This window comes from Falsibacillus albus (assembly GCF_003668575.1).
Classification (GTDB): Bacteria; Bacillota; Bacilli; order Bacillales; family DSM-25281; genus Falsibacillus; species Falsibacillus albus.
This window is the reverse complement of sequence record NZ_RCVZ01000014.1, coordinates 13106-31307: the sequence shown is the minus strand read 5'-3', so window position 1 is coordinate 31307 and position 18202 is coordinate 13106. Positions and strand designations below refer to the sequence as shown.

The 18202-nt window shown below is 44.7% G+C and carries 22 protein-coding genes; 11 read left to right on the top strand and 11 right to left on the bottom strand.

Annotated features, from left to right (window positions below):
* The first annotated feature begins 132 nt into the window (after positions 1–132).
* Complete coding sequence (gene gerQ, locus D9X91_RS17270; RefSeq protein WP_407644205.1) at positions 133–597, top strand: spore coat protein GerQ; 465 nt, start codon at positions 133–135, stop codon at positions 595–597.
* 71 nt (positions 598–668) lie between these two features.
* On the opposite strand, the gene D9X91_RS17265 is transcribed toward gerQ, so the two are convergent.
* The 3 genes from D9X91_RS17265 to D9X91_RS17250 all read right to left on the bottom strand — a co-directional run bounded on the left by D9X91_RS17265 (position 669) and on the right by D9X91_RS17250 (position 2405).
* The gene (locus D9X91_RS17265) at positions 669–1040 is read right to left on the bottom strand and encodes a DUF423 domain-containing protein (protein WP_121681975.1); all 372 of its coding nucleotides are present in this window, start codon (positions 1038–1040) and stop codon (positions 669–671) included.
* 43 nt (positions 1041–1083) lie between these two features.
* A complete protein-coding gene (locus D9X91_RS17260) occupies positions 1084–1374 on the bottom strand; it encodes a YwdI family protein (RefSeq protein ID WP_121681904.1) in 291 nt (96 codons plus the stop codon).
* A 344-nt stretch (positions 1375–1718) separates the two neighbouring features.
* Positions 1719–2405, bottom strand: coding sequence for a uracil-DNA glycosylase (locus D9X91_RS17250; RefSeq protein ID WP_121681902.1), 687 nt, complete (start codon positions 2403–2405; stop codon positions 1719–1721).
* A 511-nt stretch (positions 2406–2916) separates the two neighbouring features.
* On the opposite strand from D9X91_RS17250, the gene D9X91_RS17245 reads away from it, so the two are divergent.
* Positions 2917–3270, top strand: a complete 354-nt coding sequence (locus tag D9X91_RS17245; RefSeq protein WP_121681901.1) for a general stress protein — start codon at positions 2917–2919, stop codon at positions 3268–3270.
* 65 nt (positions 3271–3335) lie between these two features.
* On the opposite strand, the gene D9X91_RS17240 is transcribed toward D9X91_RS17245, so the two are convergent.
* The 4 genes from D9X91_RS17240 to mobA all read right to left on the bottom strand — a co-directional run bounded on the left by D9X91_RS17240 (position 3336) and on the right by mobA (position 5753).
* Positions 3336–4352 carry a ThiF family adenylyltransferase gene (locus tag D9X91_RS17240; RefSeq protein WP_325050533.1) on the bottom strand — a complete coding sequence of 339 codons (1017 nt, stop codon included), beginning with the start codon at positions 4350–4352 and terminating at the stop codon, positions 3336–3338.
* A gap of 94 nt (positions 4353–4446) precedes the next feature.
* The gene (gene moaD, locus D9X91_RS17235; protein WP_121681900.1) at positions 4447–4683 is read right to left on the bottom strand and encodes a molybdopterin converting factor subunit 1; all 237 of its coding nucleotides are present in this window, start codon (positions 4681–4683) and stop codon (positions 4447–4449) included.
* Positions 4673–5137, bottom strand: a complete 465-nt coding sequence (locus tag D9X91_RS17230) for a molybdenum cofactor biosynthesis protein MoaE (protein WP_121681899.1) — start codon at positions 5135–5137, stop codon at positions 4673–4675. The genes moaD and D9X91_RS17230 overlap by 11 nt, the downstream gene beginning before the upstream one ends.
* Positions 5100–5753, bottom strand: coding sequence for a molybdenum cofactor guanylyltransferase (gene mobA / locus D9X91_RS17225; RefSeq protein WP_121681898.1), 654 nt, complete (start codon positions 5751–5753; stop codon positions 5100–5102). Before mobA ends, D9X91_RS17230 begins: the two co-directional genes overlap by 38 nt.
* A gap of 128 nt (positions 5754–5881) precedes the next feature.
* Between mobA and pdxK the strand changes: the two genes are divergently transcribed.
* The 6 genes from pdxK (at position 5882) to D9X91_RS17195 (ending at position 11160) form a co-directional block, all read left to right on the top strand.
* The gene (gene pdxK, locus D9X91_RS17220; RefSeq protein ID WP_121681897.1) at positions 5882–6691 is read left to right on the top strand and encodes a pyridoxine/pyridoxal/pyridoxamine kinase; all 810 of its coding nucleotides are present in this window, start codon (positions 5882–5884) and stop codon (positions 6689–6691) included.
* A 169-nt stretch (positions 6692–6860) separates the two neighbouring features.
* Positions 6861–7208 (top strand): YojF family protein, encoded by a 348-nt coding sequence (locus D9X91_RS17215; RefSeq protein WP_121681896.1) that lies wholly within the window; start codon positions 6861–6863, stop codon positions 7206–7208.
* Positions 7209–7815: 607 nt separating this feature from the next.
* A complete protein-coding gene (bshB2, locus tag D9X91_RS17210) occupies positions 7816–8499 on the top strand; it encodes a bacillithiol biosynthesis deacetylase BshB2 (RefSeq protein WP_121681895.1) in 684 nt (227 codons plus the stop codon).
* 151 nt (positions 8500–8650) lie between these two features.
* A complete protein-coding gene (locus D9X91_RS17205) occupies positions 8651–9382 on the top strand; it encodes an ABC transporter ATP-binding protein (RefSeq protein ID WP_121681894.1) in 732 nt (243 codons plus the stop codon).
* A complete protein-coding gene (locus D9X91_RS17200; RefSeq protein WP_121681893.1) occupies positions 9372–10394 on the top strand; it encodes an ABC transporter permease in 1023 nt (340 codons plus the stop codon). The genes D9X91_RS17205 and D9X91_RS17200 overlap by 11 nt, the downstream gene beginning before the upstream one ends.
* Before the next feature lie 118 nt (positions 10395–10512).
* Entirely contained in the window at positions 10513–11160 is a 648-nt protein-coding gene (locus D9X91_RS17195; RefSeq protein WP_121681892.1) for a TetR/AcrR family transcriptional regulator, read from the top strand.
* Positions 11161–11319: 159 nt separating this feature from the next.
* Here the strand turns inward: D9X91_RS17195 and D9X91_RS17190 are convergent, their stop codons facing one another.
* The 4 genes from D9X91_RS17190 to D9X91_RS17175 all read right to left on the bottom strand — a co-directional run bounded on the left by D9X91_RS17190 (position 11320) and on the right by D9X91_RS17175 (position 14377).
* A complete protein-coding gene (locus tag D9X91_RS17190; RefSeq protein WP_199738134.1) occupies positions 11320–11598 on the bottom strand; it encodes a hypothetical protein in 279 nt (92 codons plus the stop codon).
* Positions 11599–11657: 59 nt separating this feature from the next.
* A complete protein-coding gene (locus D9X91_RS17185) occupies positions 11658–12755 on the bottom strand; it encodes a PQQ-dependent sugar dehydrogenase (RefSeq protein WP_121681890.1) in 1098 nt (365 codons plus the stop codon).
* Between the two features lie 26 nt (positions 12756–12781).
* A complete protein-coding gene (locus tag D9X91_RS17180) occupies positions 12782–13651 on the bottom strand; it encodes a Cof-type HAD-IIB family hydrolase (RefSeq protein ID WP_121681889.1) in 870 nt (289 codons plus the stop codon).
* Between the two features lie 69 nt (positions 13652–13720).
* Complete coding sequence (locus D9X91_RS17175) at positions 13721–14377, bottom strand: DNA alkylation repair protein (RefSeq protein WP_121681888.1); 657 nt, start codon at positions 14375–14377, stop codon at positions 13721–13723.
* Positions 14378–14521: 144 nt separating this feature from the next.
* On the opposite strand from D9X91_RS17175, the gene D9X91_RS17170 reads away from it, so the two are divergent.
* From D9X91_RS17170 to D9X91_RS17160, 3 genes are all read left to right on the top strand, one after another.
* A complete protein-coding gene (locus tag D9X91_RS17170) occupies positions 14522–14947 on the top strand; it encodes a MarR family winged helix-turn-helix transcriptional regulator (protein ID WP_121681887.1) in 426 nt (141 codons plus the stop codon).
* Positions 14948–15090: 143 nt separating this feature from the next.
* Complete coding sequence (locus tag D9X91_RS17165) at positions 15091–16416, top strand: short-chain fatty acid transporter (protein ID WP_121681886.1); 1326 nt, start codon at positions 15091–15093, stop codon at positions 16414–16416.
* Positions 16417–16792: 376 nt separating this feature from the next.
* On the top strand, positions 16793–18202 hold the full coding sequence (locus tag D9X91_RS17160; protein ID WP_121681885.1) for an amino acid permease: 1410 nt from the start codon (positions 16793–16795) through the stop codon (positions 18200–18202).

Here is an 18202-nt window from a genome sequence, read left to right as displayed (position 1 = left end):
CCGAGAGGCGGGTGGTGAGCCCTCCTTACTCTCGCACCTTCTGCTCCAATCAACTTTATACGTTTGAAAACAACACCACTTTCGAAAACCGCTTTCAGAGAAAAGCTATCCATTCATTTAGGAGGGATTCATTTGAGCCAACAAAACTACAACCCAAATTTGTATGGGTACGATGTGAGAAGTCCGCAGTCCGGCCAATCAGGTTATTCACAGCAGCCTTATTATGGAGGATCCTATCCTCAGGGCTACGGTGGCCAACAGCAAATGCAGGTTCCAATGCCAACGAATGCTCCGTCCAAAAGCCAAAATGTCCCTGGCATGCTTCCTGTGGAGGAGTCCTACATTGAGAACATCCTCCGACTCAACAAAGGGAAACTTGCAACCGTTTATATGACCTTTGAGAACAAAAAAGAAAAAACATTCAAAGGGATCATCGAAGCTGCAGGGCGCGACCATTTGATCATCAGCGACCCCCAGACCGGCACACGCTACCTCCTTCCGATGATTTATCTTGACTACATCACCTTTGATGAAGAGATTGAATACCAATATCCGTTTGGCGGAGGCGGGGGAATGTCTTCATATTCGCCTCGATAAAAACCCACGAAAAAAAGCAGGCTGTTCACCTGCTTCTTTTTTATGCTTACTTTGTTTAGCAATGCGTTTTATTACAATGTCTTTGCTGCAAATACGATCAACAATACCCATCCTGCGAGGAATCCCAATCCTCCAAGTGGAGTGATGGCCCCCAGGACGCTTATTTTTGTCAAACTAAGTACGTACAAGCTGCCTGAGAATAGGATAATGCCAATCACCATCATCCAACCGGACCATGAAAGCAATGAACTTGCAGGGACGCTGCCGGCGATTACACCCACTGCGATGATTCCCAAGGCATGGAACATTTGATATTGGACTGCTGTATGCCAAATATCCATATACTTTTGTGATAATTTCCCTTCGAGTCCGTGTGCTCCAAACGCACCAAGCGCGACGGATAAAAATGCATTAATCGCACCAATGATAATAAAGGCCTTGATCATTTTTTAGTTCTACCCCCCTTTTCACGTCAGCAACATCCTATTAAAAATCAAAAATCGAATCACCATTTGCACCGTCGTCAGTTTTTATCGGCTCTGACTGATCGACTTGGACGCTCCTGGACGGCTGCTGCTGAGCCTGCATTTGATTTGGCATTGGCTGAGACATTGGCTTTTTGTTGTATTGGACTTCCTGTCCTTCCTCAAGAATCACCTCGCACAACGTCTTCATCGAATAGATGTGTTCGCGCATTTGCGGCGAACCTTGTGATTCTTTGGCTGAATAAAGCTCTTGTTCGAGTTTTTTCAAAAGAGCCGGATAAGAAATACTCATCGTCTTTTCACTCCACTATTATACAATTTTATTTTCTTTATGATTGAAGAATGGCGAAGATGCCATGAATTGTTCATATTCGTGTACAAACCATTCTTTCCTAAAAGTCGGTTTTTCTAACTGATTTTTTTTCATATTTCAAGCATGCCTGTCCGGAAGACTGCTCCACTACCCTTGATGGAAGCTGTGCAGTCTTGAACCCATAGGCCTTGCATCCCCTCGGTGTTTTAGGATCCCATGTAACGAAAAAATATCGACATTGGAAACAGTTGACCTTTTCTTCCCTCACTCATTTTCCCCCGTTTAATCATCGACATGTTTCACGTGAAACATGGATGGATTTGTCAAAAGGTGTTTAGCATTGGTACCTCCCAATCTATCGGTTCCTGTCCCTTTCCTGCCAAATAATCATTGATTTTGGAAAATGGCCGGCTTCCAAAAAACCCCCTGTTGGCAGAGAGTGGACTTGGGTGGACAGACTGAACAATAAAATGTTTCTGTGAATCTATTAATTTCAGTTTTTGCTGCGCAGGACGCCCCCAAAGCAAAAATACGAGCGGCTCTTCCCTATCATTCAAGATGGAAATCACCCGGTCTGTAAATCGTTCCCACCCTTTTTTGCGGTGGGAATGGGCTTGTCCCTCCCTAACGGTCAAAACTGTGTTCAATAGCAAAACACCTTGATCTGCCCATTTTTTCAAATAACCATGATCCGGAATTTCACAGCCCAAATCATCGTTCAATTCCTTGTAAATATTTCTCAACGAAGGCGGTACAGCGACTCCAGGCTGAACGGAGAAGCTGAGTCCATGCGCCTGATTCGGTCCATGATAGGGATCCTGCCCCAGGAGGACCACTTTGACATTCTCGTAAGGGGTGAAATGAAGGGCATTAAAAATATCCTTTGGCTGCGGATAGATGATTTCATTGGAATATTCACTCTTTAAAAACGCTCTTAGCTGTAAATAGTATTCTTTTTGAAATTCCTCTTCCAGAAGAGGCTGCCAGTCATTATGGAGGATTTTTTTCATCAATGCGTCTCCCCTTTTTTGTCATACTCTTTTCGTAAGGCTGATTCGTAAAGATTGTTGTTAAAATCTTACTGCCGATTTTAACGTGTAAATAGATGTTTAGCGCGTTGATATATAGGATCCCGGCTCATTTCTCGCTTGTGATGCCATTTTAAAGATAAAAAATTCAATGGACCATCCTATTTTAGTTGTTAAAGCAACAAAGTTTGGGAAAAGAGCCTTTCATAAAGTTTGTTGCTATTCATTATAGGTTGTGTAAAGTTGATTTCCGCTGCAGGGTGCTCCAAGCAACCTCAGCCTCTGTAAAATATTCTTTCACTACCATACCACGTTTGCCGTTGTTTGTTGATTCCAAAAGGCTATTTTTCTGTTTTTCGATGGACTGTGTCAAAATGCTCATTCCGCTACTATTATTCCATTTCACGTTTTAGCTGTCGATACATTGGGTTATATATGTAATAAGATTTTCCAATAATATACCAACGAAAGATGATGAGGAGGATTTAATCATATGTATAAAGTAGAAGTCGTCCAAAATGGAGTCGAAGCAGTGAACTTGGTGGAGGCGTTTAAAAGTGAAGGCTACGGACAGGAAGAAATCTTTATCTTTGCCCATAACCGCGATCGATCTGAGGACATGTCCGAAGCAACCGATACAGGTGAAATCGGGATGAGGGAACAAGGCATCTTTGAATCCTTCGGAAATCTATTCAAATCCAGAGGCGATGAGCTTCGTTCAAAAATGAGATCTCTTGGCTTAACACAGGTCGAAGCGGATAAATATGAAGCCGAGCTGGATAAAGGACATTTAGTCCTTGTCGCCACGAAGGAAGCGCACGAAATGAATAATACGAAAACCTATTGATGCATCAGCATTCATGGTAAAAAAGCTGCCCAACAACGATTTCTGGTTGATAGGCAGCTTTTTTCTTATCCCAAAATGGACTGATAAAGCTTCTTTGCAAGAGCTTCATCCGATGTTCCATGGACAAGCGCACGCCCATCATGGAATATGACCATCCTTTGGTCGTCCAGTTCAAAGGATAAAAGATAAGGATTTCCACTGACGGTGATCCCGGCTTTTTTCGCCTGCAGCGCCAGTTCCTGCAGGGATATGGTTTTCTTCTCGTGTGGACGGACCTGCACCGTACTCCTTCCGCACAATACAGTCGTTTTCGTCTGATTCTCCTTTTGCAGGAATGGATATGAGGCATCAACACCGCATGTTGCACAATGTTCATTGTGCATGGTGTCTGTTTTAATATTCATATATTGGCCCCGCCACAAATCAAATGTCCTGTATCCTAAAGAGATGTCTTCCGTATTCCCCGTAAGGATCTTCAACGCTTCTGCAGCCTGATGAGCAGCGACCATCTGTACGATTGGCGCGATGACTCCGGCTGTCTCACACGTTTGGTTCTGTGTGGGAACTTTCCGCAGCAAGCATTGCAGGCATGGCGTCTTTCCCGGGATCATGACAAAAGACATGCCATAGCTTCCTACACATCCGCCATAGATCCATGGTATATCGTTTTTAAAGGCAATGTCATTGATGATGAATCTCGTTTCAAAATTATCCGTTCCATCAATGATCAAATCGACGCCTGCGACTAGGTTTTGTAACATCATGCTGTCAGCTTCCCCAACGATGGAATCGATGTCGACCCAACCATTGATTTCCTTCAGTCTTTTTTCTGCAGCTGCCGCCTTTGGCCACTTCATTTCCACGTCTTCCTCCGAGAAAAGCTGCTGCCGTTGAAGGTTGCTTTCCTCAACGTAATCACGGTCAATGATCGTAATTTTCCCGATCCCGCTGCGCACCATCATTTCTGCAGTGCTCGAACCGAGTGCGCCAGCCCCGACGATAAGGATATGCTTCTCTGCAAGCTGCTGCTGACCGGACTCTCCGATCGGCCTGAAGCGGATTTGTCTGGAATACCTATCCACCTTGATTCCCTCCTTCATCGTTTTTTTTTGGTCAAAGTTTGCTTCCATTCATCAAGTGGTGTAAAAAGTTGATTTCCGCTGCAGGATGCTCGCCTCATCCGCCGCTTACAGGTGGGAGAAGGGCCACAACGTCGCCAGAATTCAAAATTGTGGCGTCATCCGCAAATTCTTCGTTGACTGCGACCATGGCTTGTGAAAGTCCAGAAAATTCAAAGACAGCTCCCAATTGCTGCAATAAGTCCTGCACCGATGATCCGTCCAAGTCGACAATTAGCTCTGCCTGCCCTGCTTCTTCCTGTAGATGGGCAAACAATAATACTTTAATTTCCATCTTCGTTCACCTCAGGTTTTCCAGATTCATATCTTTTTGTTCCTTGTTGATTGCCGATCCATTCCTCTCCATTTTCCCAATGCTCCTTTTTCCAAATGGGGACGATTTCTTTTATTCTTTCAATTGCATAACGGTTTGCCTCATACGCGCTGGCACGATGCGGAGTCGATATGGCAATTGCCACCGCGATATCGGTGATATCCAATCTGCCGATTCGGTGCGAAATGGCTGTCCGCGCATCCGGCCACTTATCGCTGATTTCTTCGCCAATTTGCCTCAGCATTTTTTCAGCCATCGCTGCATACGCTTGATATTCCAAATAAAGTGTCCTTTTTCCTGCCGTCATTTCCCGTACAGTGCCGATGAAAGTCGTAATGGCCCCTGCTTCAGGACGAACCACTTTTTGAACAACCGTTTCAATGCTGATTGGTTCCGTCGTGATCACATAATTCATGCTCATCCCCCTTTTTCTGCATCATCATTTTAGCCATGTGATAATCCTCCGGCGTGTTCATATTAAATAGAATAGACGCAATCTCTCGAGAAATCGAGTCAGGAAGCTCATCAGGGGAAATTTTTTTATAGTGGATCTCTGCCAGTAGCGCCTTGATACTGCGTTGATCTTCTTTTAATAGTTGTTCGATTTTTTCTGCAATCCTTCGATGGTAGACCGCCAACAGTGGATGGAGCCTATTTTGGAAAGATGGAACGACCGCATCCAACTGTTCCTCCTCCATTTTCGCTGCCATGAATTGAACAAGCTCCGCTGAGGCAAATGGCATGTCACAGGCAATCAGACCAATATAATCATTCACAGCCTCCGTCATCCCGCTGTACAAGCCCGCCAGTGGACCTTTTCCTTTAAAACATTCCACATCCTCAATGACCTTGATCATCGGCTCGAACATTACAACCGGTTCATTTGCCACAATGATGAGTTCGGAACTAATACTTTTAAACCGATCAATTAACAAATCCAGCAAGCATTTCCCACGAAAGGACAGCTGATCCTTCCTGCTTCCCATCCTGGATGATTGCCCCCCTGCCGTAATCACCATTGACAACTTCACACGGAACACCTCCTAAACTCATATAAGATTTGTCATTATTTATGGAATCGGATATCCTTAAAAAAGAGCTTATACTAATGATAAACAATTGCCGATAGATGTACAGTCATATAAAGGAGGATACTTAAATGAGTATGAAAAAAGTGTTAACGATTGCAGGATCTGATTCAAGCGGAGGCGCGGGAATCCAAGCTGATTTAAAAACCTTCCAGGAACATGGTGTTTACGGGATGTCCGCATTGACCACCATTGTTTCCATGGATCCAAAGAATCATTGGCATCATAACGTATTCCCACAAGAAACAAGCACAGTCGAAGCGCAATTGGAAACGATTCTCTCCGTTGACATCGATGCGATGAAGACGGGAATGCTCGGAACGGTTGAAATCATTGAACTTGCCGCACGCAAAATCGATGAATTCGGACTGAAGAAAGTCGTCATCGATCCAGTCATGGTCTGCAAAGGTGAGAATGAAGTCCTTCATCCTGAAACAACGGATGCGATGAGGGAATTTTTATTGCCGAGAGCACTTGTGGTCACACCGAATTTATTCGAGGCTGGCCAATTGGCTCAAAACGGTCCCCTGAAAACGATTGACGACATGAAAACCGCAGCGAAAAAAATACACGAACTTGGCGCCAAAAATGTTGTCATCAAAGGCGGTAAACAGCTACAGCATGATATGGCCATCGATTTATTCTTTGATGGACAGGAATTCACGATCTTGGAAGCAGAGAAAGTGGATACATCCAACAACCATGGTGCAGGATGTACGTTTGCAGCTGCCATTACAGCCAACTTGGCAAATGGCCTGACTGTTGACGGCGCTGTCAAAGAAGCGAAAAATTTTGTTACGGCTGCCATCCAACATGGGTTTCCATTGAATGAATATGTAGGTCCAGTCATGCACGGCGCATACAACCGCATGCAAGAATAGCAATTGGGGAAAGATAAATAACATCCAAAAGGTTGTCCTGAAGGAATGGGACAGCCTTTTATTTATGAATTCTGCCGATCCAAAACATACTTTTAGCAATCAGATGTGAAGTTTAGTAAGATATATTATAAATTCGATATGATTTCGTTTGATAAAGGAGGAACAACAGATGGAACCAATTACGATCGACGCTGTCCAACCATACATCGACCGTTTCGCAGGCAAACCTGTTTATATACATTTGGAAACGACAAACGGAGCTTATGCATCCCACTTCAATGAAGAATTTTTCTCTGCAGGAGCCTATATTCGCAACGCACAGGTTACTTATGAGCACGGAAAAATCGTAGGCGATGGACCTTTCCGGGCAGGATTGAAGCTTGAAATCGGCTGGATCTATGCAGAGGGCCTCACCCACTTTGAAGAAGACGAAGAAGGTCGCCTCCTACTTGCTGGCCACGGATTTGACGGCAAACTGGCCGTAGCATTGGAAATCAGCCAAACCCCTTTTGAATAAGAAAAGCGGAACCGGCTGGATCAGAGGAGAAGAGATTGGACTGAAGCACCGCGAGATAAAGGAATCACGATGAGCCTCAGGCGAACCGAGGATGACTTATCGTAAGCGTGCTGAGGGAAATCTCACAGCCTCTAGCCGGTGGAGATGGACAATAGAAAAGCGGAACCGGCTGGATCAGAGCCGATTCGAAAAAAGATTGTTGGTTTTTATCAACCATCCTTTCTATGTTGTTGATTGGAGCGGAAGGTGCGAGACTCCCGAGGGACAGCGGGCCAGGTGGAAAGGCTGCAGGGCTTTGCCTAGGGGCTAGACAAGTGAGACCCCGCAGCGAAGCGAGGAGAGGTAAGGCGGATTTTTTCGATTAAGTTCGGCTCGTCGTGTGTCAACATCGAACGACCTCACTTCGTATGAGGCCCCTCGGAAAGCGCTCATCCTGCAGTGAAAATCAACCTTACACAACCTTTGATGAATAGCAATGAATTTACAAAAACAGCCGTCTTTTTAATAAAAATGATAAGCGATTAATGTTTTGATGGAGCGTAAGGTGTGAGTTCCTACGCACCGGAAATCAACAAAAAATAATACAATCAGAAAGGAGCAAGATGTTATGGAGAAAGAACGTCAAGTACTAGTCGTTTTCCCCCACCCCGATGATGAAGCCTTCGGAGTGTCCGGGACGATTGCCACGCATGTGAAACACGGAACGCCTGTCACATATGCTTGTTTGACCCTGGGAGAGATGGGAAGGAATTTGGGCAATCCCCCTTTCGCCACAAGGGAATCCCTTCCGAAAATCAGAAAGAAAGAATTATTGAAGGCAGCTGAGGTCATGGGTATCCAAGATCTCCGCATGATGGGACTGCGCGACAAGACAGTCGAATTCGAAGATGATGAAAAGTTGACCAACATGGTGTCCGATATGATTGAAGAGCTTGATCCATCACTCGTCATCACCTTCTATCCCAACTATTCCGTCCATCCTGACCATGAAGCGACCGCCCGTGCAGTCGTTAGAGCCGTCAGGAAAATACAAGAAGACAAACGGCCAAAGCTTCACTGCGTCGCATTTTCCAAAGGCTGTGAAGAAGAATTGGGCGCACCGAACGTCGTGAATGACATCAGCCATGTGTTGGACACGAAGCTGGATGCCATGAAAGCCCATAACTCGCAAACAGCATGGATGCTTGCGGAAATGGAAGAAAAATGGCTCAAAAAAGATCCCGAAGTGATGAAAAGGTTCCAATATGAACGCTTCTGGGACTATCAATGGGAAAACGATCAAGTAAAATAAACCAGACTGTGGAGCTTGCTTTTGTAAGCTCCCTTTATTTTGTCGAATTAATGAGTGATTACTCACTTTACAAATGCACCCAGAACCGTTATCCTAAAAATGAGTGATTACTCACTACTTAAAATCTCATTCACGTAGGAGCGTGAAATCTATGAAGCAAATTAGAGTGAATGCAAAAAACGTTTCCAAAAGCTTTGGATCGCATGAGGTGTTGAAAGACATTTCGCTTGAGGTCCAGGAAGGTGAAATCTACGGTCTTCTTGGGCCATCTGGATCGGGAAAAACAACGCTGGTCAAAATGATGATGGGGCTTGAAAAGGCAGCCTCCGGCGAAATGATTGTGAACAACACTCAAATGCCATCCATCACTCCGCTCATCGACATCGGTTATATGGCACAATCAGATGCGCTTTATACCGATTTGACCGCTAAGGAAAACTTAGAATTTTTTGCTGCCCTATATGGATTAAAAGGTAAAGCGAAAAAGGACCGGATCCAATCTGTCATGGAAATTGTCGGTTTGCAAAACGATCTCCACAAGACAATCCTGCAATACTCCGGCGGCATGAAAAGAAGACTATCATTGGCCATCGCCCTGCTGCATCAGCCAAAACTGCTGATTCTTGATGAACCTACAGTAGGAATCGATCCCGTCCTTCGCAAAAGCATCTGGGATCAATTCCAGCAATTGAAAAAAGAAGGCACGGCGATTTTCGTCACGACCCATGTCATGGATGAGGCTGAACGCTGTGATAAATTGGGGTTGATTCGGGATGGGCTGCTGATCGCCAACGATTCACCCCGTAATATCAAAGAAAAACATGGAGTTGCTTCAATTGAAGAAGTCTTCTTAACAGTTGGAGGTGTTCAAATTGAGAATTAGTGCATTTGTATTGAGGATCATCCAACAAGTCATCCGGGATAAAAGAACCCTGGCACTGATCCTATTGGCGCCGCTATTGATATTAACCATGTTATGGCTTGTTTTTGACAGCGATAAGTATGATCCGAAGGTTGGAATGGTCTTTTCCCAGCCCCAGCAGGAAAAGATGATAAAGCATGATGACTTCAAGGTATATGATTCTGAAGCAAAAGCTCGAAAGGCTGTGAAAGATGGAAAGCTGGATGGCTTTGTGCAACTTGATCAAAAACCGAAGCTTGTCGTGGAAGGAAGCGATCCAACGGTCAATCAGCTCGTGATGAAAAAAGCACAAGAAGCGCTCGCTTCATCCCAAAGCGGCACAGCTGCAGCACCTAAGCTGAAGATCGACTATGTATATGGAAGCAAGGATATGGGACAGTTTGATTCATTTGGTCCCGTACTTCTCGGATTTTTTTGCTTTTTCTTCGTGTTTTTGATCAGTGGGGTGTCTTTCCTTCGTGAACGGACTTCAGGAACTCTTGAAAGACTTTTGGCAAGCCCGCTGCGCATATGGGAAATGGTCATCAGTTATGTATTGGGATTCGGTGTATTTACGATTGTTCAGGCAACCCTCATTTCTTGGTATGCGATTTACGTATTGAAGATGATGATGGTCGGCAGCTTTTTCAATGTGCTGCTCATCATCCTCCTTCTTTCCTTTACGGCATTGACATTGGGGATCCTGCTCTCTGCATTTGCCCGCAATGAATTGCAGATGATGCAGTTCATCCCATTGGTCGTCGTTCCCCAAGTGTTTTTCTCGGGGTTGTTCAACCTGGATACGATTTCGGATTGGCTTAGCTGGATCGGGCCAATCACCCCGCTCTATTATGCAGCAGATGCCCTTAAAAATATTATGATCAGGGGGTTCTCTGTCGGAGATATTTCGTACGACATATTGATATTGGCAGGCTTTTCGATCTTGTTCATTTTATTAAATATCGCTGCTTTAAAAACATACCGAAAAGTGTAGCACTATCCCGTTATGAATGGATTAGGTTCGCAGTGCAGGATGTAGTACAATGAAGGTAGAAAAGGCTGCCTGTGTAAGGACAGCGGTGAAAACAGCCTAACAGAACGAGGAGATATACATGCCTGAAGATCATAATATATTGGATTTATTATTGGATGACCAGGAGCAGGTCACAGAGAAGCAAAAGAAAATATTGGAGGCGGCCGTCGAGATCTTTTCAGAAAAAGGCTATGCCTCAACATCAACCAATGAAATCGCCAAAAAAGCAGGTGTGGCCGAAGGGACAATCTTCCGCCATTATAAAACAAAAAAAGAACTGCTTCTTTCAATCGTAGCACCGACGATGACCAAGCTGATTGCCCCTTTCATCATCAATGACATCAGCAAAGTATTAAACACAGACTATGATAGATTTGAAGATTTCTTGCGTGCGGTCATCGAGAATCGCCGCAAGTTTGCAAAGGATAATATGACCATGATCAAAATTTTAATTCAGGAAATCCCTTTTCACCCTGAATTAAAAGAACAGTTCATGAAGAATATCGGAAAGAAAATTTTTGACCGCTTCACCATTGTCTTCGAACATTATCAGGCAAAAGGGCAAATCAAAAAGATGCCGGCCGAATCTTCCCTTCGATTGATCGGATCGACCGTAATCGGCTACCTTATGGCCAGGTATATGATAGCCCCTGATTTCGACTGGGACGATGAGCAAGAAATCAACCGCATGATTTCCTTCATCATGAATGGAATCAATGCAGAGTAAAAAAGAGCCGTTCCTTCAGTGCCTGGCACTTGATGGAACGGCTCTTTTTTTGATATTTGAGTAATATTGGTTTCCGCTGCAAGTTGCTCGCTTTCATTGAGATACGGCCATGTCGGGCTCCAATGGCGCAGGTTGGTGACCACTTCCTTCTAAATATGGTCATGTCGGGCTCCAATGGCGCAGATTGGTGACCACTTTCCTCGGAATACGGCCATATCGGGCTCCAATGGCGCAGATTGGTGACCGCTTTCCTCGGAATACGGCCATGCCGGGCACCAATGGCGCAGATTGGTGACCGCTTTCCTCGGAATACGGCCATATCGGGCTCCAATGGCGCAGATTGGTGACCGCTTTCTTCAAAATACGGCCATATCGGGCATCAATGACATCGTTTGATGACCAATCCCCCAAAAATACAGTCATGTCTGCTTCGAGCAAACACCCCTTGAAAGTGAGCCTCCCTACTTCTCACTTTTCATACTCAGTGGTCTTCTACACTATTTCGCTTCCTGTTCGATCAATGCCGCAAACGGTACACGGACGAGCTTATCATCATCTGGAGCGGGGCTGCCTCTCCCATCTGTATTGTTCGTAACGAAATAAAGCTGATCTTTATCAATCCAAACATCACGGATACGGCCAAACCCTGTTAAAACAGTCGTGACCTCCCCCGTATCTATGTTATACATTTTGATGCTTTCTCCTGCCAGCGTGGCAAAGAACAATTTGTCTTCCGCATAAGCAGCACCTGATGGCGCAATGGAAGGTGGCGGACCGGACTCATATAAAGGAGAAATCAGCCCTTCCCTCTTTTCCTTGCCGACAATGACTGGCCACCCGTAATTTTGGCCTTTTCGGATAGAATTGATTTCATCATGTCCTTGGGGGCCATGCTCCGTGCTGAATAAATCCCCTTTTTCATCCCATGCCAAACCTTGAGGATTCCGGTGGCCGTAAGAATACATATAGGATCGTGGATCCGGATTATCAGCAGGAATCGTTCCATCGAGATTCAACCTGAGGATCTTTCCTGCTAAAGATGTTTTTTCTTGGGCCAATTCAGGAATGGTCGCATCCCCTACCGTCGCATATATCTTTCCATCAGGACCGATTTTCAGCCTGCCACCATGGTGATAGGTCCCGCTTGGTATGCGGTCGACGAGCACCTTGCTCTCCTTCCATGATCGACCGTCATGCTGCAGGAGCACAATTCTGTTATATTCTGTCCCATTTGGTTCGGCATACGTATAATAAGCATATGCCTGGCCATTTTTTAGAAATTTCGGGTGAAGGACAAACCCAAGCAATCCTGCTTCCGGAGAATTGGACAGCTTTTTTTCCATATTCACCTGCTCGTGCCGGACTTGTCCATTCTCTATTCTGGCAATCGAACCGGTCCTTTCGGAAATATAAAATATTCCATCGGTGTTGTCGATCGACCATGGAGTCGATAAATGATCTGCTATGACTTCACTTTTGACCTCCGTAATCCTGCTTACTACTTTGGCAGGAATCTTATGATCCGGGTCAGATTGCTGACTGCAGCTGTACAGTAGAATGACCGCCAATGTCATAGGAAGGAGATTTTTTTGCACATGAATAACGACCTTTCACTCTCTTTTTATACGTTGATTTTCAAGACTTCGAATATGGCTTTCGCTACTCCATCTTCTTCATTGGTCGCCGAATGGAATTCACAGAATTCTTTTATTCCTTCAGCTGCATTCCCCATGGCAACTGGACGGCCGACTTTTTTCATCATCGATAGATCATTAAAGTTATCTCCAATGGCCATTGTTTTAGACATATCCAGGCCTTGTTCTTTTGTAAACTGTTCCAGGGCGATTCCTTTTTGGGCATGGACATTGGTGATTTCCAAGTTCTCCCTACCCGAAGAGCTGACCGCAATGCCTTCCACCTGATCCAGCAATTCCTTTGCAGAGCTCAAGGCATCGTCATCAAAGGAAAAGGCCAAAAACTTATATATAATCATGGAAGATTCATGGAAGATTTGTTCATAATCCTCAATGACGCTAATGTGCCCTTTAGAAAACCGTTCTTTGGCCGCTTCCCTGATTTTATGTTCACTTACCTGTGGATTGGATGATTGAAAGATGTCGATGATGATATCAATCCCTTTTTCATAATCCTCTGTATAAGTTCCTTGATTCGTATAAACTTCGAAATAGATCCCTTTATCCCGCAGTTTATTGGCCACTTCTGCAGAAATGGCAGAATCCATTCCGGTTGTATGGGTGATGCCGCCTTTTTCATCCCGTATCTCTGCTCCATTGACGCAGATGATCGGACACTCTATTTCTGCTTCATCAAGAGGAAAACGGGCTTCCGAATAAGACCTTCCCGTTGCAACGATTACTTGAATTCCTTTTTCTTTCGCTTCCATGATCGCACGTTTATTTGCTTCGCTCACTTTTTGCTTAGAGTTTAACAGGGTTCCATCCATGTCTGTTGCGATACAATGAATTTTCATGCTGCACACACCTTCTTCTTTAGTTTGGCTGGATATTCGTTCTCTTTAAATCAATTAAAGCTCTGGCACTTAAATATATTTGCTGCCTTCGCGGACGCTTAGATTAGCAAGGGGATGCCCCTCGATAAAGGAGCGGACAGAATCCGGATTGGTTTTTGAATACTCCCTCAGAGCCCACCCGATGGCCTTTTGAATAAAAAACTCTTTAGATTGATTGTTTTTTAAAATCGTTTCATATAAAAACTTTTCATCGGTTTCCGATTTATACCGCAGTTGAAACAAGATGGCCGTTCGCCTAAGCCACATATTGTCGTCCTTGGCCCATTCTTTTAAAGTTTCCTTAAGATCGGGGTGATTTTTTGCAAGCGGTCCTGCAAAGTTTGATGCAAGAGGATCGACCGTATCCCACCAAGATTTATGCGTCAATAAGTATTTGATGAGGTCTATATCCGTCTTCGGTCTTTTCTTTATGTATTTTCCGTAATAATCCAACGCGATATACTGATATTCTCTTTCATCTTTTTCCCACATGGCAATAAGGAAATCCCGGTCAAATGGAGCTTTGTGAATCTCTGTTTCCTTCCAGAAATCTTTTAAGATCTGTTTCCTCTCAGGTGTTTTGATTCCAAGGAAAGGGAAATGGTTTTTCATATATTTCTCCATTCCAGGGGCATTCTCTGTATTAGCCTGTTCTATTAACTTTTTTTCAAGCAATGGCAATGACATCATCCAACCTCCTTTGCATTTCTTGTTACTCATCATATCAAATCAACGGTCGCTATTTCCTTTCATATGCCCTGTGAAATTGTGTTTTTTTAGGAGAGGCCTTATAATCATTGTACGTACAATCATTTATGAGAGGTGATAAAGATGCTGGATTCCTATTTTACAAACTGTTTATACTTTACGGCCAATCGATTCTCAAGAATCATGAATAAAATGGCGGAAGAAGCTTTTGCCCCGATCGGACTTTCACCTACGTATGCTTTTTTAATCATGGCGGTGATCGACCAGCCGGGAATGACACAGAAGCAGTTAAGCGAAAAGCTTCATATTGCTCCGTCTACGTGTACAAGATTTGTCGATAAACTTATCGTCAAGCAATTGGTGGACCGCCGACAAGAGGGAAAACTCGTTTATATCTCCCCGACCGAAAAAGGAGAACAGCTTTTGCCAGACATAAAAAAATGCTGGAAGGTGCTCTATATCCGGTATTCAGACATTCTTGGAAAAGAAGTCGGCGACCAGCTATCCATCGACCTCCATCAATTAAGCAATCAACTGGAATCCAAATAGGCTATGTACCAAGGTGCCAGGCACCAAGGTCCATAGCCTATTTTCAATGTTGGCGACATTTTTGGGGAGGAATTGGAAAATCATTGGCGAAAGTTAATAATGGTCTTACATTTATAGGGGAATTTTTATAAGGGGGAAATTATGTGAAAGGTTTAATTAGATTTTCCAATCATGTTATGCAGCGTTTTTTGCCTGATCCATTCTTGTTTGTCATCATTCTTACCTTTGTCGTGTTTGGATTGGGGCTGATCTTTACTGACAGCAGCACGATTGATATGGTCCATTTTTGGGGTGATGGATTTTGGGCATTGCTGGCTTTTTCCATGCAAATGGTTCTCGTGCTCGTCACAGGGCATGTGCTTGCCAGCAGCCCGGTCTTTAAAAAGATTCTGGGCGGATTGGCTTCCCTGGCAAAGTCACCAGGGGCTGCCATTGTCCTTGTTTCGATCGTCTCCATCGTGGCTTCTTGGGTCAACTGGGGATTCGGTCTTGTCATCGGCGCTTTATTTGCCAAGGAATTAGCCAAAAAAGTTAAGCAAGTTGATTATCGGCTATTGATTGCAAGCGCTTACGGAGGGTTCATCGTCTGGCATGGCGGTGTGTCGGGATCGATCCCATTGTCCATCGCGACTTCCGGGCATCCGTTTCAGGATAAAATCGGCATCATCCCAACGAGCGAAACGATCTTCGCTCCTTTCAACTTGATCATCGTCCTGGCATTATTGATCATCCTGCCGATTTTAAACCGATTTATGATGCCGGCAAAGGAGCAGACCGTCATTGTCGATCCGGCATTATTGCAGGATGAATCCTCTTTCCAGGCTGCTGCCGTCGAAGAGGGGCAAATCACCCCTGCCGACCGGCTCGAAAACAGTTTCATCGTTTCCATGATTGCCGGCCTTCTCGGTCTCGCATTTCTAAGCTATTATTTCTATCAAAGCGGATTTGATTTAAACTTGAATATCGTCAACTTTGCCTTCTTGTTTTTGGGAATCCTTTTCCATGGGACGCCAAAGCGCTTTTTGCACGCAGTCAACACCGCAGTCAAAGGGGCAAGCGGCATCATCATCCAATTCCCTTTCTATGCTGGGATCATGGGAATGATGACAGCTTCCGGACTGGCAGCAGTGATGTCACAGGCATTCGTGTCTGTTTCCAATGATTTTACCTTTTACTTCTTTACGTTCTTAAGCGCTGGGCTGGTCAACTTTTTTGTTCCATCCGGTGGCGGGCAGTGGGCCGTTCAAGCCCCGATCGTACTTGAAGCCGCTCAGTCATTGGGTGCTTCCATCCCCAAAACCGCTATGTCTGTTGCATGGGGAGATGCCTGGACCAACCTTATCCAGCCATTCTGGGCCCTTCCGGCATTAGCGATCGCCGGGCTGAAAGCAAAAGATATTATGGGATTTTGCTGCATCATTTTAGTGGTCAGCGGAATCGTCATTTCGCTCGGATTATTATTTTTGTAGCAATTGTAAAGCAGCTGTCCTCCTCGCTTTGTTGATGGCAGCTGCTATTTAAGTTCAACGTCTTGTTTACCAATTAATGTTGATTGGAGCGGAAGGTGCGAGACTCCGGTGGGATCTGCGGGCCAGGTGAGACCCCGCAGAGAAGCGAGGCGAGTAAGGCGGATGTTCGGATGTTCGATTAAGTTCGGCACGTCGTGTGCCAACATCGAACGACCTCACATCCTGTAAGGCCCCTCGGAAAGCGAGCATCCTGCAGCGGAATTCAACCTTACACAACCTGTAACTGTACGAAAAGAGCGTTATGAATGCAGCCGACATAAAAAAGAAGGGTTTAGACAAACACTATGATTAATAATTGGACAAGGAGCTGATTCCAATGAAGCCGCATCATCCTGTCAAACAGCATGTGAAACATACGCAGCAGCAAAAAATGAAAAAAGGGAAAGACGGAGCTTTAAACTGGTGGAACTTGTCTCTGATCGGGATAGGTTCCGTTATCGGAGCGGGGTTCTTTCTTGGTACGGGACTTTCCATACATACGGCCGGACCGGCAGTTTTAATCGGCTATCTCTTTGGGGGCATTACATCGTATTTAGTTTTTATGGCGTTATCGGAAATGACTGTTCACGATCCGCAGCCAGGGTCGTTTCGCACCTATGCGAAAAAAGCATTCGGCCCTTTATTTGGTTTTATGAGCGGCTGGATGTATTGGGTCGCAGGACTTTTGATCATGTCGAGTGAAATCACCGCCCTATCCATTTTCACCCAATTTTGGTTTCCGCATGTTCCTTTATGGGTGTTCTCCATTATTTATTCGCTGCTTGGCATCGGGATCATCCTGCTTGGTGCAAGCAACTTCGGGAGAATCGAGTCGATGTTCGGGGTGATCAAATTATCGACGCTTGTCATCTTCATTCTCTTCGGCCTGGCAGTTTTGCTTGGCTTGATTCCAAAATCGTTGAGTATCCACTCAGCTGCTTCAACTGCATCCATCATTCCCTTTTTCGCAAATGGATGGCTTGGCCTTTGGGCATCTTTGATTTTTGTTCTTTTTTCCTTTGGCGGTATTGCTGTAATGGGGGTGGCGGCAACCGAATTGAAGAACAAGAGCGACATTACGAAAGCAGGAAACATGATGCTGCTTGTTTTACTTGCTATCTATGTAAGTTCCATATTTCTTGCCATGAAGCTAGTAAATTGGAAGGACATCAATGAAAGTGAAAGTCCATTTGTGACAGCCTTAACATCCTTTCGCATCCCTTACTTGGATTCCATTTTTAATATCATTATCATCAGCGCCGCATTTTCGACGATGGTCGGTGCACTTTTTTCAATTACGAATGTCCTTGTGTCATTGGCCGAGGATGGGGATGCCCCAAGCAAATTCACTGCAAGAAATCAAAAAGGTGTCCCTCTCGCATCGCTTTTACTCAGTGCTGCTGGTTTAGCGGCCCTTATCCTTGTTTCTTATTTCCTCCCGCATCAGGTGTATGAATATTTAGTGACGTCAGCTGGTGTGATGCTGATCTTGAACTGGGTGATGATCCTTTCTTCCCAAATCAAAAACAGGACGCACTACGAGAATAAAGCAAGCTTTCTGATGTTCGGATACCCATTTACTTCTTATCTGGGGATTGCAATGATTGTATTGACCATTTCTGGCGGTCTTCTTCATAAAAACCAGCGGATCGGACTGCTGATCAGTGTCATGATGGTTGCCATCATCTTTGCTGGCTATGGGGTAAAGCATCTATATTCTTCTCATCAAAAGACATCAAGATCCTAA